This is a genomic window from Nocardia aurantia (assembly GCF_009604425.1).
In the GTDB taxonomy this organism is placed as follows: Bacteria; Actinomycetota; Actinomycetes; order Mycobacteriales; family Mycobacteriaceae; genus Nocardia; species Nocardia aurantia.
Genome location: NZ_WEGI01000010.1, coordinates 267,361 through 282,338, shown reverse-complemented (window position 1 = coordinate 282,338; position 14,978 = coordinate 267,361). Strand labels below are relative to the sequence as shown.

Annotated in this window: 13 protein-coding genes; 9 read left to right on the top strand and 4 right to left on the bottom strand. The window is 69.0% G+C overall.

The genetic code is table 11. The annotated features are described in order from the left end of the window. Positions 1 to 202 precede the first annotated feature (202 nt). The 5 genes from tkt to pgl are packed head-to-tail and all read left to right on the top strand — an operon-like array spanning position 203 to position 6,692. Positions 203 to 2,347: a transketolase gene (gene tkt / locus NRB56_RS23485; RefSeq protein ID WP_319943422.1), complete on the top strand. Its 2,145-nt coding sequence runs from the start codon at positions 203 to 205 to the stop codon at positions 2,345 to 2,347. A gap of 6 nt (positions 2,348 to 2,353) precedes the next feature. Continuing rightward, positions 2,354 to 3,493, top strand: a complete 1,140-nt coding sequence (gene tal, locus NRB56_RS23480) for a transaldolase (protein ID WP_153345655.1) — start codon at positions 2,354 to 2,356, stop codon at positions 3,491 to 3,493. Positions 3,494 to 3,497: 4 nt separating this feature from the next. Beyond that, positions 3,498 to 5,060, top strand: coding sequence for a glucose-6-phosphate dehydrogenase (gene zwf / locus NRB56_RS23475; protein ID WP_153345653.1), 1,563 nt, complete (start codon positions 3,498 to 3,500; stop codon positions 5,058 to 5,060). Then, a complete protein-coding gene (gene opcA, locus NRB56_RS23470; RefSeq protein WP_319943421.1) occupies positions 5,057 to 5,965 on the top strand; it encodes a glucose-6-phosphate dehydrogenase assembly protein OpcA in 909 nt (302 codons plus the stop codon). The genes zwf and opcA overlap by 4 nt, the downstream gene beginning before the upstream one ends. After that, positions 5,958 to 6,692, top strand: coding sequence for a 6-phosphogluconolactonase (pgl, locus tag NRB56_RS23465; protein WP_153345649.1), 735 nt, complete (start codon positions 5,958 to 5,960; stop codon positions 6,690 to 6,692). Before opcA ends, pgl begins: the two co-directional genes overlap by 8 nt. 156 nt (positions 6,693 to 6,848) lie before the next feature. On the opposite strand, the gene NRB56_RS23460 is transcribed toward pgl, so the two are convergent. Further along, positions 6,849 to 7,835 (bottom strand): alpha/beta fold hydrolase, encoded by a 987-nt coding sequence (locus NRB56_RS23460; RefSeq protein ID WP_319943420.1) that lies wholly within the window; start codon positions 7,833 to 7,835, stop codon positions 6,849 to 6,851. A 53-nt stretch (positions 7,836 to 7,888) separates the two neighbouring features. Here NRB56_RS23460 and NRB56_RS23455 point away from each other — a divergent pair, with 53 nt between their 5' ends. Together NRB56_RS23455 and NRB56_RS23450 are read left to right on the top strand one after the other, a co-directional pair. Continuing rightward, on the top strand, positions 7,889 to 8,740 hold the full coding sequence (locus tag NRB56_RS23455; protein ID WP_319943419.1) for an SDR family NAD(P)-dependent oxidoreductase: 852 nt from the start codon (positions 7,889 to 7,891) through the stop codon (positions 8,738 to 8,740). A gap of 375 nt (positions 8,741 to 9,115) precedes the next feature. Further along, positions 9,116 to 9,361, top strand: coding sequence for a S1 RNA-binding domain-containing protein (locus NRB56_RS23450; protein WP_227838232.1), 246 nt, complete (start codon positions 9,116 to 9,118; stop codon positions 9,359 to 9,361). Between the two features lie 68 nt (positions 9,362 to 9,429). Here the strand turns inward: NRB56_RS23450 and secG are convergent, their stop codons facing one another. Then, positions 9,430 to 9,663, bottom strand: coding sequence for a preprotein translocase subunit SecG (secG, locus tag NRB56_RS23445; protein ID WP_153345647.1), 234 nt, complete (start codon positions 9,661 to 9,663; stop codon positions 9,430 to 9,432). Positions 9,664 to 9,766: 103 nt separating this feature from the next. Here secG and NRB56_RS23440 point away from each other — a divergent pair, with 103 nt between their 5' ends. Further along, positions 9,767 to 10,543: an META domain-containing protein gene (locus tag NRB56_RS23440; protein WP_153345645.1), complete on the top strand. Its 777-nt coding sequence runs from the start codon at positions 9,767 to 9,769 to the stop codon at positions 10,541 to 10,543. Between the two features lie 31 nt (positions 10,544 to 10,574). Further along, positions 10,575 to 12,800, top strand: coding sequence for a transketolase C-terminal domain-containing protein (locus NRB56_RS23435; protein WP_153345643.1), 2,226 nt, complete (start codon positions 10,575 to 10,577; stop codon positions 12,798 to 12,800). An 83-nt stretch (positions 12,801 to 12,883) separates the two neighbouring features. Here NRB56_RS23435 and NRB56_RS23430 read toward each other — a convergent pair whose 3' ends face one another. Beyond that, positions 12,884 to 13,744 (bottom strand): amidohydrolase family protein, encoded by an 861-nt coding sequence (locus tag NRB56_RS23430; RefSeq protein WP_319943418.1) that lies wholly within the window; start codon positions 13,742 to 13,744, stop codon positions 12,884 to 12,886. A 41-nt stretch (positions 13,745 to 13,785) separates the two neighbouring features. Next, the gene (locus NRB56_RS23425) at positions 13,786 to 14,976 is read right to left on the bottom strand and encodes an amidohydrolase family protein (protein WP_153345641.1); all 1,191 of its coding nucleotides are present in this window, start codon (positions 14,974 to 14,976) and stop codon (positions 13,786 to 13,788) included. Between the last annotated feature and the right edge of the window lie 2 nt (positions 14,977 to 14,978).

Genomic DNA, 14,978 nt, shown 5'->3' with positions numbered 1-14,978 from the left:
GGCGCGGCTACTACTACAAGGGATGGTAGACCCACGCGTTCCGCGCTCCCGAATCGGCGGGCACGTAACGGCGACATTGCGGACGACACGGGCGGTTCGCATGGGCGGGTTCGGTTATCCCGCCGACCGGGGGCGCTCTAGGGTGGTAGGTGCACCCCCAACCGCATAGACGTTGTCGAATAAGGTCAGGAGAACCCCGGTCGTGTCAGTCACAGACGACATCCGAGCCCTCACCCAGCCGCACCATCCGGTCGACTGGAGCGATCTGGACACCAGAGCAGTCAACACGGTGCGGGTGCTCGCCGCCGACTCGGTGCAGAAGGCCGGCAACGGTCATCCGGGCACCGCGATGAGCCTCGCGCCGCTCGCGTACACGCTGTACCAGCGGGTGATGAACATCGACCCGAGCGATCCGGACTGGACCGGCCGCGATCGGTTCGTGCTGTCCTGCGGCCACTCCAGCCTCACCCAGTACATCCAGCTGTACCTGGCCGGTTTCGGCCTGGAGCTGGAAGATCTGCAGAATCTGCGGCAGTGGGGTTCGCTGACCCCGGGCCACCCCGAGCATCGTCACACCAAGGGCGTCGAGATCACCACCGGCCCGCTGGGCCAGGGTCTGGCCTCCGCCGTCGGTATGGCCATGGCCGCCCGCCGCGAGCGCGGCCTGTTCGATCCCGCGACCCCGGCGGGCCGTAGCCCGTTCGACCACTTCATCTATGTGATCGCCTCCGACGGCGACATCGAGGAGGGTGTCACCTCCGAGGCGTCGTCGCTGGCCGGCACCCAGCAGCTGGGCAATCTCGTCGTGGTCTACGACGACAACCGGATCTCCATCGAGGACGACACCCGCATCGCGCTCAGCGAGGACACCGCCGAGCGGTACCGCGCCTACGGCTGGCACGTCCAGGTGGTCGAGGGCGGCGAGAACGTGGCCGGTATCGAGGCCGCGATCGAGGCCGCCAAGGCCGTCGCCGACAAGCCGTCGTTCATCCTGCTGCGCACCATCATCGGCTATCCGTCGCCGAACAAGATGAACACCGGCATGGCCCACGGCGCGGCGCTCGGCGCCGACGAGGTGGCGGCCGTCAAGAAGGTGCTGGGGTTCGATCCGGAGCGGACCTTCGAGGTCGATCCGGCCGTCATCGAACACACCCGGGGCACCGCCGCGGCTCGCGCGAAGGCCGGCCGCGACGCCTGGCAGGAGCAGTTCGACGCCTGGGCCCAGGCCAATCCGGAGAACAAGGAACTGTTCGACCGGCTGACCGCGCGCCGGCTGCCCGAGGGCTGGACCGGGGCGCTGCCGTCCTGGGAGCCGGATCCGAAGGGCACCTCGACCCGTAAGGCGTCCGGCAAGGTGCTGGCCGCGCTGGCGCCGGTGCTGCCCGAATTGTGGGGCGGCTCGGCCGATCTCGCGGAATCCAACAACACCACGATGCCGGGCGTGCCCAGTTTCGGCCCGGAGTCCATCTCCACCAGCACCTGGAAGGCCGAACCCTACGGCCGCACACTGCATTTCGGTGTGCGCGAGCACGCGATGGGCTCGATCCTCAACGGCATCGCGTTGCACGGTCCGACCCGCCCGTACGGCGGCACGTTCCTGGTGTTCTCCGACTACATGCGCCCGGCGGTCCGGCTGGCCGCGCTGATGCGCATCCCGGCGGTCTACGTGTGGACCCACGACTCGATCGGCCTCGGCGAGGACGGCCCCACCCATCAGCCGATCGAGCATCTGGCCGCGCTGCGGGCCATCCCCGGCCTGAACGTGGTCCGGCCCGGCGACGCCAACGAGGCGGCGTACGCGTGGCGCACGATCCTGGAAATCGAGAGCGGCGACCATCATTCGCCGTATTCGGTATCCGAGATGCCGCACATCGACGGCCCGTCCGCGCTGGCGCTGACCCGTCAGGATCTGCCGATCTTCGAGGGCACCAGCTTCGAGGGTGTCCGCCGCGGCGGGTATGTCATGGCCGAGTCGTCCACCGCCACACCGCAGATCATCCTGATCGCGACCGGTTCCGAGTTGCAGATCGCCATGGAGGCGCGGACTAAGCTGGAGGAGCAGGGCATCGGCGCCCGCGTGGTATCCATGCCGTGTGTGGAGTGGTTCGACACCCAGGACCGCGCCTACCGCGAGAAGGTGTTGCCGCCGTCGGTCCGGGCGCGTGTCGTGGTCGAGGCGGGTATCGCGATGCCGTGGCACCGTTTCGCCGGAGACGCCGGCGAGATCGTGTCGATCGAGCATTTCGGCGCCTCGGCTCCCTACCAGGTCCTGTTCCGGGAGTTCGGCTTCACGACGGAACATGTCGTGGACGCCGCGCAGCGCTCACTCGACAACGTGAAGGGATAACCGATCATGGCTCAGAACGAGAACCTCGCCGCGCTCTCCGCGGCCGGGGTGTCCGTGTGGCTGGACGACCTGTCCCGCGACCGGATCCAGTCCGGAAACCTCGCCGATCTGATCGCCACCCGCAGCGTCGTCGGCGTCACCACCAACCCGACGATCTTCCAGGGCGCGCTGAGCAAGGGCCACGCGTACGACGGCCAGCTGAAGGATCTCACCGCGCAGGGCGCCGACGCCGACGCGGCGATCCGCACCATCACCACCGACGACGTGCGCGCCGCCTGCGATGTGTTCGCGGACGTGTTCGACGCCACCAACGGCGTCGACGGCCGGGTCTCGATCGAGGTCGACCCGCGCCTGGCGTTCGACACCGACAAGACGGTGGCCCAGGCGATCGAGCTGTGGAAGATCGTCGACCGGCCCAATCTGTTCATCAAGATCCCGGCCACCGAGGCGGGCCTGCCGGCCATCACCCGGGTGCTCACCGAGGGCATCAGCGTCAACGTCACGCTGATCTTCTCCGTCGAGCGGTACCTGTCGGTGATGGGCGCCTACCTCGACGGCGTCCGCAACGCGTCGCTCGGCGGCCACGACATCGGCAAGATCCACTCGGTCGCCTCGTTCTTCGTGTCCCGGGTGGACACCGAGATCGATGCCCGGCTGGAGAAGATCGGCACCCCGGAGGCGCTGGAGCTGCGCGGCCAGGCCGGTGTGGCCAACGCGCGGCTCGCCTACGAGGCGTACCGGGACGTGTTCGTCGACGGCAAGCACATCTCGACCTTCCAGTACCTGCACGCCAACGGCGGCGCCAACCGGCAGCGGCCGCTGTGGGCGTCCACCGGCGTGAAGAACCCGGACTACTCGGACACCCTGTACGTCACCGAGCTGGCCGCGCCGAACACGGTGAACACCATGCCGGAGAAGACCCTCGAGGCGGTCGCCGACCACGGCGTCGTGCACGGTGACGCGGTCAGCGGCACCGCCGAGGAGTCGCAGCGGGTGTTCGACCGGCTCGCCGCCGTCGGGGTCGACATCACCGATGTCTTCGTGGTGCTCGAGCGCGAGGGTGTCGACAAGTTCGTGAAATCCTGGGACGAGTTGCTGGAGGCGACCACGACCGCCCTCTCCGACACCAGCGCGGGGAGCAAATAGCCCGATGGCCGGCGAGCAGTCGACGGCCGTTCCGGTGAATCCGCTGCGCGAAGAGCGCGATCAGCGGCTTCCCCGGATCGCGGGGCCGTGCAGTGTGGTGATCTTCGGGGTCACCGGTGACCTGTCGCGCAAGAAGCTGATGCCGGCCATCTACGACCTCGTGAACCGGGGGCTGCTGCCCCCGGCCTTCGCGCTGGTCGGATTCGCCCGGCGCGAGTACAGCCACGAGGATTTCGCGCAGATCGTGCTGGAATCCGTGAAGGCGCACGCGCGCACCGAGTTCCGGCAGGAGGTGTGGGACCAGCTGTCGGAGGGCATCCGGTTCGTCCAGGGCACCTTCGAGGACGACGCGGCGTTCTCCCAGCTGGCGTCGACGTTGAAGCAGCTGGACCACGATCGGGGCACCGGCGGCAATCACGCCTTCTACCTGTCCATTCCGCCGAACGCGTTCCCGGTTGTGCTGCAACAGCTTTCGCGCACCGGACTGGCGGCGGCCACGGAACCCGAACCGGGGCACGCGAAGCCGTGGCGCCGGGTGGTGATCGAGAAGCCGTTCGGCCACGACCTGAAGAGTGCGAAGGAACTCAACGCTCTGGTGAACCGGACCTTCCCGGAGGAGACGGTCTTCCGCATCGATCACTATCTGGGCAAGGAGACGGTGCAGAACCTGCTGGCGCTGCGCTTCGCCAACGAGCTGTTCCAGCCGATCTGGAACTCCAACTACGTCGACCACGTCCAGATCACGATGGCCGAGGACATCGGATTGGGCGGCCGCGCAGGCTATTACGACGGCATCGGCGCCGCGCGCGACGTGATCCAGAACCACCTGTTGCAACTGCTGGCGCTGACCACGATGGAGGATCCGGTCAGCTTCCAGCCCAAGCAGTTGCAGATCGAGAAGATCAAGGTGTTCTCGGCGCTGAAACTGGTCGAGCCGCTGGACGAGACCACCGCGCGCGGGCAGTACACCGAGGGCTGGCAGGGCAGCGAGCACGTGGTCGGGCTGCTCGACGAGGAGGGTTTCGACCCGCAGTCGCGCACCGAGACCTACGCCGCGATCACGCTCAACGTCGACACCCGGCGCTGGGCCGGGGTGCCGTTCTATCTGCGCACGGGTAAGCGCCTGGGCCGCCGCGTCACCGAGATCGCGATCATGTTCAAGCGCGCGCCGCATCTGCCGTTCGATCAGGTCATGACCGAGGAGCTGGGGCAGAACGCCCTGGTCATCCGGGTGCAGCCGGACGAGGGCATCACGCTGCGGTTCGGCTCCAAGGTGCCGGGCTCCAGCATGGAGGTCCGCGACGTGAACATGGACTTCAGCTACGGCGCCTCGTTCACCGAATCCTCGCCGGAGGCCTACGAACGGCTGATCCTGGACGTGCTGCTCGGGGTGCCGTCGCTGTTCCCGGTCAACGAGGAGGTCGAATTGTCCTGGCGGATACTCGATCCCGTGATCGAGCACTGGGCCGCCGGCGGCAAGCCCGACCCGTACGAGTCGGGCACCTGGGGCCCGAAATCCGCAGACGAGATGCTCGCCCGCACCGGGCGCGAATGGCGGCGGCCGTGATAGTCGACATGCCCGACACCACCACCCAGGCGGTCGCCAAACGCCTGGTCAGCCTGCGCGACGCCAACGGCGTCGTCACCCAGGGCCGGGTGCTGACGCTCGTGGTGTGCACGCTGGACAGTTCCGAGGCCGAGGACGCCATCGAGGCGGCCAACGACTCCAGCCGCGAACATCCCTCACGGGTGATCGTGCTGGCCCGCGGCGACCGGTTCGCCGACACCAAACTCGACGCCCAGATCCGGGTCGGCGGCGACGCCGGCGCGGCCGAGGTGATCGTGCTGCGGTTGCAGGGCGAGCTGATCAACCACGAGAACAGCGTGGTGATCCCGTTCCTGCTGCCCGATGTGCCGGTGGTGGCCTGGTGGCCGCGCGGCGCGCCGAAGTATCCGGCCGAGGACGCGGTGGGCAAACTCGCCACCCGGCGCATCACCGACGCGACCTTCGCCACCGATCCGCAAGCGACCATCAAGAAGCGGCTGGCCTCCTACGCGCCCGGTGACACGGATCTGGCGTGGAGCCGGATCACCTACTGGCGGGCTCTGCTGGCCGCGGCGCTGGACGATCCGCCGTACGACCCGGTGGAGTCGGTGACGGTGTCCGGCCTCTACGAGGAACCGGCCCTGGACGTGCTGGCCGGTTGGCTCGCCGCCCGGCTGGAATGCCCCGTATACCGCAAGACCGGCGACCTGAAGGTGGAATTGCACCGCGCGTCGGTCTCGATCGCGATCTCCCGGCCGCAGACCGGCCGCACCGCGACGCTGGAACGCACCGGCGAGCCCAACGCACGGTTCGCCCTGGCCCGCCGCGAGACCAAGGACTGCCTGGCCGAGGAACTGCGCCGGCTCGATGCCGACGAGGTGTACGCCGAGGCCCTGGCCGGCATCGAAAAGGTGATCTATGACTGAGCGGATCGTCGAGATCCATTCCGGCACAGACGATCTGGTGGCGGCCGCGGCGGCCCGCCTCGTCGCGGTGGTCACCGCGGCGCAGCGGGCCCGAGGCTCCGCCTCGGTGGTGCTCACCGGCGGCGGCACCGGCATCGGCCTGCTCGAGGTGGTGCGCAAATCACCCGGCGAGATCGACTGGTCCCGGCTGGACGTGTTCTGGGGCGACGAACGGTTCGTTCCCGCAGGCGACGCCGAGCGCAACGACTTGCAGGCCCGGCAGGCGCTGCTGGACCATGTGCCGGTGGACCCGTCCCGGGTGCATCCGGTCGCGACCTCCGACGGCGAATATCCCGATCCGATCGAGGCCGCCGCCGAGTACTCGGCGCTGGTGCACGCGCACCTCGCCGAGCACGGCGCCTTCGATCTGCACCTGCTCGGCATGGGCGGCGAGGGCCACGTGAACTCGCTGTTCCCCGATACCGACGCGACCCGCGAGGACCACGAACTGGTTGTGGCGGTGACGAATTCGCCGAAACCGCCGCCGGTCCGGGTCACCTTGACCCTGCCCGCGATCCGCCGCACCCGCCACGTGGTGCTCGTGGTGGGTGGCGCGGCCAAGGCCGAGGCGGTCGCCGGCGCGCTGGCCGGAGCCGCGCCGATCGACATCCCGGCCGCGGGTGCCGCGGGCAGCGAAACCACCACCTGGCTGCTCGACGAGGCCGCGGCGGCTCAGCTGCCCCGCTGACGGCGGGCCGCCCGGCTACGGCCGCCCGGCTACGGCCGCCCGGCTACGGCCGCCCGGCTACGGCCGCCCACCCGGCGGGTGGGCGGCCGGTCTGCATCGTCGGCGGCCACCGTCTCCGAACACGTGCGAAAATCGTTGCGGCGGTGGCTGGTCGGCTCAGGCGCTCGGCGCGGCGACGGGCGGGCCGACCAGGTCCGCCACTGCGGCGAGCAGGAAGTCGTTGACCGCACCGGTGCGTTCCAGTTGGACGAGATGCCCTGCGCCGGTCACCTTTTCGACAGCGCGCAGGTCGGCGAGGTGCGCCCGCATGACGGCGAGCGGGTCGCGGCCGCTGAAACCCGCCATGTCCGGGTCGTTCTCGCCGTAGAGGAAGTGGACGGGCACGGTCACGGTGGCAGGCAGGTCGGCGGACAGTTCCCAGTTGCGGTCCAGCGCCCGGTACCAGGCGAGGCCGCCGGTGAAGCCGGTGCGCTCGAATTCGGTGGCGAGATAGTCGAATTCGGAGACGGTCAGCCAGTTCCACGGTAGCGCGGGCGCCTTCGGGAGCACGTCCAGGTAGCCGAGGCCGGGCGGGTTCTGCCAGGTGTCCAGATAGTGATAGTCGGCGCTCAGCGCGTAGTACACGTTGGCGAGGAATTCCCGTGGGCGCGCGGCCAGTTCGGCATCGGCCACCCCAGGCTCCTGAAAGTACGACAGGTGCAGGAAGTGCCGTTCGGCGGCCTTGGTCCAGTAGCTCGACGGCGGCTTCGGGGCGCGCGGCGAGTACGGGTTGTTCGCAACGATCACCCCGGCCACACGATCCGGGGCCCGCAACGCCAGTTCCCACACCAGTTGCGCGCCGAAGTCCAGGCCGACGAACACCGCGCGGTCGGCGCCGAGGGCATCGAGCAACCCGAGGAGATCCCCGATCACGGCGACGTTGGTGTGCGCGTCCACCCCGTCCGGCGCCTCCGTGCGGCCGTAGCCGCGCAGGTCCGGCGCGATGGCGTGGTATCCGGCAGCCCCGATCGTCGCCAACTGCCGGTGCCAGATGAACCAGCCGTGCGGGAACCCGTGACAGAAGATCACCGGGTATCCGCTCCCCCACTCGGCGATATGCAGCCGAATTCCGTTGGTGTCGACGAACCGATGCGTCGGGGTCACCGCGCCTCCAATGACTAGAACGTGTTCTTATTTCACGGTAATGTCCCGGAGTCGTGAACGGAACACTTTCCGGCCGGGTCGCGGTCGTCACGGGAGCCAGCCGCGGCATCGGCAAGGGCATCGCACTGGAATTGGGGGCGGCGGGCGCGACCGTCTACGTCACCGGCCGCACCGCCACCGCCGGCCGGTTGCCCGGCACGGTCCTCGACACCGCCGCGGCGGTGGACGAACTCGGCGGCATCGGAGTGCCGTTCGTCTGTGATCACCGCGACGACGAGGCGGTCGCCGGGCTGTTCGCCGCGATCGGCGCGGAACACGGCCGGCTGGACGTCCTGGTCAACAACGTCTACAACTCCCCCGCCTCCGCCCGCTGGCTCGGCAGGCCGTTCTGGGAGGTGCCACCGAAGGCGTGGGACGAGAGCTTCGACATCGGCGTCCGATCCCATTATGTGGCAGCGCATTTCGCGGCACCGCTGCTGATCGAATCCGGCGGCCTGATCGTGAACGTCTCCTCCCCCGGCGCGGCGCGCTACACCCACAACGCGGTCTACGGGGTCGCGAAGACGGCCGTCGACCGGCTCACCGCCGACCTGGCACACGATCTGCGCGACACCCGCGCCACCGCCGTCTCACTGTGGCCCGGAATCGTGGATACCGAACTGCTACAACTGATTCCGGCCGACGCGACCGGACACCGGCACATCACCCTCCCCGGCGAGGGCACCTTCGACCTGGCCGACGCCCAGTCACCCCGCTTCGCAGGCCGTGCGGTGGTGGCACTGGCTACGGCCCCGGACCGCCACACCCGCGCCGGAAACTCCTGGCGGACAGCCGAACTGGCACGCGACTACGGATTCACAGACCTAAACGGCACCATCCACGAGGCCGAACCCCACGCACGGTGACTCCCAGAGGGACTGCGGTCACCAATAAGCAGGCCCGACCCCGTTGTTCGCGGCCCGTCTCGATCCTGGACCGACGGAGGCGGGGGAGCGAAGCGGAGGAGCCGGAGGAGGGAAGGATCGAGACTCAGGGGCCGCGAACCCGCCGGAGCGAAGCGGAGGCCAAAAACACAGCCTGTCACCACCAAGCAGGCAAACAACGAGCCCCCCGGGCGCAGCGGAAGCTATAGTAGCCGCATGACTGCCGGGTCGGCTAACCGCCGTACACAGACAGGTTCCCCGGCCGCGCGTTGAGCGCGGCGCGGGCGCGAGGCCCGCCCTCCACGCATTCCCTCTGCGTTGCAGATGTTTCCAGGGATTGCGAAGGAGGTGAAATCAATGTCCTCTCATGAGATGTCGCCTGCCCGTTGGCAGGAGTTCCAGGATCAGCACGGGGTCGGCGCTCTGGTCGACGCGACCGTGGTGTCGGTGGTTCCGTTCGGCGCGTTCGTCGAGGTCGCTCCCGGAATCCACGGTCTGCTGCACCAGGATTCGTGGGTCGTGCCGCCGAATGTCGGTGATCGGCTGCCCGTGCGGATCGCCGAATGGGGCCCGCCGCGGCTGAGCGTCGTGCCGGCGCCGTGATCCGGTGACACGCGTGTGGGGCCGGGTTCAGGCCGGCCCCACACGCGGTCGAGCGTAGTCGCCGCGGCTCAGGAGAACTTGATCTGGAAACCGATGCCGAGGATCGAGATGACCCAGATCAGGCCCACGAACACGGTGATGCGGTCGAGGTTCTTCTCCACCACGGTCGAGCCGGAGAGGCTGGCCTGCACGCCACCGCCGAAGAGGCTGGACAGACCGCCGCCCTTCGCCCGGTGCAACAGCACCAGCAGCACCAGCAGCACACTGGTGATCACCAGCAGGATGTCCAGGAACATGCGCATGCCCGACAGTCTAAACGGCCCCCGGCGGCGTTCCGAATCAGCCGTGGCCGGGGCGGCGGCGCGGCGGTCCGGCCGCCCTCCCGGTGATCGTTAGGATCGGCCCATGTCGGCTCCCGTGCTGCGTGTGCTCCCCCTGCTGGCCGTCGCGGCGCTGGCCGCCTGTTCCTCGCACCACGCGACCACCGGCGACCCCATGGGCCGCTCGTTCGTCTCCACCGGGATCAGCGGGACCCCGATCCCCGGCGGCGGGCCGCTGACCCTGGCCTTCGCCGACGGCCGGGTGACCGCCGACGCCGGATGCAACACCAGCACCGGTGCGGCCCGGTTCGACGAGGACACGCTCGTGGTGACGGATCTGGCCACCACCCTGCTCGGCTGCACCTCCGGCAAGTCCGGCGCCGACGACTGGCAGACCGGGTTGCTGCGGTCCTCCCCGACGTGGAAGCTGGATCGCAACACCCTCACCCTGACCGGCAACAACAGCATCGTCACGCTGAAGGACAAGAAAATCGTCGAACCCGACCGCTCGCTCACCGGCACCGCCTGGGTCGTCACCACCCTGATCCAGCCGCAGGGCCTGGTGCGCACCGCGACGCTCGATCAGGTCCGGCCGACACTCACCATCGCCGCCGACGGCGCGGTCACCGGTTCCGCCGGCTGCAACCGCCTGACCGGCACCGCGGATTTGCCCGACAACGGCGGCTCGGACGTCACCTTCCACCTCGCCACCACCCGGATGGCCTGCGCCGACGACGTGATGCAACTGGAGGGCCAGGTCTTGCAGGCGCTGGACGGCCACACCACCGCCACCGTCGACGGCAACACCCTCACCCTCCGCAATCCCGGCAACGGCACCGGCCTGGTGCTGCGAGCGGAATGAACACCACTTCCGGCCGACCCGGGCAGCCGGGATGACGTCGGGTCCGGACACCGCCCTCGATCATCGCTTCCGGGCCGCGGTCACCGCCGCGGTGCCCGGCCCGACCGGCGACCGGCCCGGCGGTCCCGACTACCTCACCCTGTTCGACGCCCAGGTCACCAGCCGGCAGCTGGATCTCGCCGCGCGCCGCCTGACCGCCGCGGGCCGTGGCTTCTACAGCATCGGATCGTCTGGCCACGAGGGCAACGTCGCGCTCGCCGCCGCGACCCGGGTCACCGATCCGGCGCTGCTGCACTACCGGTCCGGCGCGTTCTACGTGCACCGCTGCGATCGCGTACCCGGCCAGGACCCGATCCGCGACGTGCTACGCGGCGTGGTCGCCGCCGCGACGGACCCGATCTCCGGCGGCCGGCACAAGGTGTTCGGCAACGCCGCCGCGGCGATCATCCCGCAGACCTCCACGATCGCCTCGCACCTGCCCCGCGCGGTCGGCCTGGCCTTCGCATTGGACCGGGCGACCCGGCTGGGCCGCTTCACCCCGTGGCCCACCGACGCCGTGGTGCTGTGCAGCTTCGGCGACGCGTCCGCCAACCACAGCACCGCCGCGGGCGCGATCAACGCCGCCGTGCACACCGCGTATCAGCGCTTGCCGATGCCGATCCTGTTCGTCTGCGAGGACAACGGTCTCGGCATCAGCGTTCCCACCCCACCCGGCTGGATCGAGCAGGCCTACGGAAACCGGCCCGGGTTGCGATATTTCACCGCGGACGGCTCGAATCTGCCGGAGGCCCTGGCAGTTTCGACCGAGGCGGTGGAATGCGTGCGCGCCACCCGCCGCCCGGTCTTCCTGCGGCTCCGCACGGTCCGCCTGCTCGGGCACGCCGGATCGGACCTCGAATCGGCATACCGGCGCGCCTCCGACATCGCCGACGACCTCGACGACGATCCGGTGACCGCAACCGGCCGGATGCTGGTCACCGCCGGAATCGCCACCGCCACAGAAGTTCTCGCCCGCTACGACGCGATCGCCGCCGTGGTGGACCGGACCGCCGGGCAGGTCGCGACGGAGCCGAAGCTGACCTCGGCGGCGGCCGTCGTCGCCCCGCTGGCGCCGAGCCACCCCGAACTGGTCGACGCGGACGCCCGGCGACCGGGCCCACTACCCGGCAGCATCCCCGAAATCGCCTCCGGCACTGCCCGACCTCGCGTCGACAACCCGGGGATGGGCGCCGGGGCCGGCGGCCGGCCGGTGCGGTCGACGCTCGCCCAGGCGATCAATGTCACGCTCGGTGAGCTGCTGGCCCGAGACGACGACGTCCTCGTGTTCGGTGAGGATGTCGGGCGCAAGGGGGGTGTCTACGGGGTGACCAAGGGTTTGCAGAAATCCTTCGGCGCGCGAAGGGTTTTCGACACCCTGCTGGACGAACAGAGCCTGCTCGGTGTCGCGCTCGGGACGGGCCTCGCCGGGTTCGTGCCGATCCCGGAGATCCAGTATCTGGCCTACGTCCACAACGCGATGGACCAGATCCGCGGCGAGGCAGCCACTCTGCGGTTTTTCTCCGACGGCCGCTTCCGCAACCCGATGGTCGTGCGCATCGCCGCCTACGCCTATCAGCGCGGGTTCGGGGGCCACTTCCACAACGACGATTCCGTGGCGGCACTGCGGGACATCCCCGGGCTGCTGATCGCCTCCCCGGCCCGAGCCGACGATGCCGCCGCGATGCTGCGGACCTGCGTGTCCGCGGCGCGGGTGGACGGCCGGGTGTGCCTGTTCCTGGAGCCGATCGCCCTGTACCACACCCGCGATCTGCACCGTCCCGGCGACGATGCCTGGCTGGCGTCCCCCGATACCGCTCCCGCACCGCTGGGTCGCGCCCGAATCCACGGCGACGGAACCGATCTCACGATCGTCACCTTCGCCAACGGTGTCCCGATGAGTCTGCGGGCGGCCGCGAAGCTAGCCGGCCGGGGACTACACGCCCGGGTGCTGGATCTGCGCTGGCTGACCCCGCTGCCCGTCGACGACCTGCTGGAACATGCCCACAGCACGGGCCGCGTCCTGATCGCCGACGAAACCCGCCGCAGCGGTGGGGTTTCCGAATCGGTGGTCGCGGCACTCCTCGACGGTGGCTTCACCGGCCCGATCGCTCGCGTCACCAGCGCCGACAGTTTCGTCCCGCTCGGCCCGGCCGCGGCCACCGTCCTGTTGTCCGAGCACCGGATCGAGGATGCCGCCGAGCGGTTGGCCGCCCGGTGATCGCGCCGGTCGTCACCGTGCAGCACGCGACGCCGGCACCGAGTGACCCACCCGGGCACGGAGATTCGGCCGGTGACGGAAGATCAGTCCAGATTCAGCAAGCGGCGGGCGTTGCCGCTCAGGAACTTCGGCCAGACGTCGTCGCGGAAGGGTACGTGCGGCATGTCGGTGAAGATGCGCTCCAGCGACAGGCCCATCGGGAAGTAGCCGCCGTAGAGGATCTTGTCGGCGCCGCGGGTGTTGGCGTAGTCGAGGATGGCCTTGGGGTAGTACTTCGGCGCGAAGGCGGAGGTAGAGTAGTACAGGTTGGGCCATTTCAGCATCAACTTCACCGCCAGGTCCTCCCACGGTTCGCACCCGTGGCGGGTGACGAACACCAAGTCGGGGAAGTCGTACATCACCGGATCGATGCGCGACACCTCCTGCACGGCGTATTTCAGGCGGGGGCCGGGGATTCCGGCCGTGCAGAAGATCGGGATGCCGAAGTCCACACACGTCTGGTACACCGGGTACATCTTCGGGTCGTCGATCGCCACCTGCGGAAAGGTCCCGGCGGGAAAGACACTCGCGGCCCGGACACCGAATTCCTCGTATTCCCGGCGCAATCGACGCACGCTGCCGGAGACGTCGTTGGGATCGTCGATGCTGCCGGTGGGCACGAACCGGTCCGGGTGCCGTTTCAGCGCCAGGCGGGACAGTTCGTCACCGCAGCCGATCACGCCGATCTCGATGCCGTACCGGTCCATCTCGCGCAGGGTCACCGACACCGGGTCGGTGGTGGGCAGATCCTTCGGCACCTCCTTGAACATGTACTCGACGGGGAACTCCATCGCGTCGGATCCGCTGTCGCGGGTCTGTTTGCGGATGAAGTCGTACTGCCCGAATCCCTCGTGCGGGAAGCCGATCATGGTGTCCACGATCGGTATGCCGGTGGGCATTGCCACAGTGCCTCCTCTGCTCGGAATGTGTTGCACCCGCGACTGTTTCAGGCAGGGCGCCGGGTCGCGAGGAACCAGCCGTTGTCCTTCATGACGGCCTCGCACTGCGCCTGGGTGTAGTCGAAGTTCCGCAGATCCTTCAGATAGGTGGCCGGTTCGGCCAGGCCCTCGACATGCGGATAGTCCGAGCCCATCAGGATGTGGTCGGCGCCCAGCAGTTCCAGCAGCGCGCCGAGTTCCTCCTCGTAGTAGGGCGAGACCCAGACGTGCCGCTTGAACGTCTCCCGGGGATCCTCCGGATACAGTTGCGGCACTTGGCCGTACGATTTGGTGAGCTTGTCGAACAGGTGGAACACCCATTCCGAGCCCGTCTCGATGGTCGCGATGCGCAGGTTCGGGAAGCGGTGGAACAGGCCGAGCGACAGGTGGCTGGCGAGGGTGTCGTGCACCGGATTCGCCGACACCAGGCTGCGGAAGGCGTTGGCGCGGAACGCTTCCGTGAAGTCGCTCTCGCCCCAGTCGCGAAGGTATCTGGTGTACAGCGTCTCTCCGCCGTGGTACAGCACCGTGATCCCGGAATCGTTCGCCAGCCGCCAGAATTCGTCGAACATCGGGTCCGCCGGCGCCCGCGAGCCCGCCGCGGTGGTGACCGGTCCGCTGACCATCACCACGAAGCGGGCATCCTGTTCCAGCGCCCAGGTCAGCTCCCGCGCCGCGTTGCCCGGATCGGCGAGGGTGATATACGGCGCGGCGAAGATCCGGTCCCGGTAGGCGAATCCCCAATCCTCGGCGAGCCAGCGGTTGAAGGCGCGGAACGCGGCCAGCAGGGCGGGCTGGTCACCGGCGAGGGCCTGTTCCATCCCGACGCCGAGGGTGGGCAGGAAGATCGCGGCCGCCATCCCCTGCCGATCCATCACCGCGAGCCGGGCGTCCCGGTCGCGGTACTCCGCGCGGATCGGCTCCAGCGCACCGAACAACGTCTTCGGATCCGCCCCCTGCGGATTGCGGCCGCGGAAGTATTCGTCGAGCACGCCGGGCGCGGCGACCGGATCGAAGGTCGGATTCGGGATGAACTTGTTGATCCGGCCGCCGACCAGTAACCGCTGCTTACCGTCGACCTGCGCCCACTGCATCGCGCGCTTGCGATATTCCGGCTCCAGATGACGGGTGAACGCGTCCAGCGCCTCGTAATAGTGGTTGTCGCAGTCGAAGTAGCGGAACGGCAGTTCGGTGCTCATGC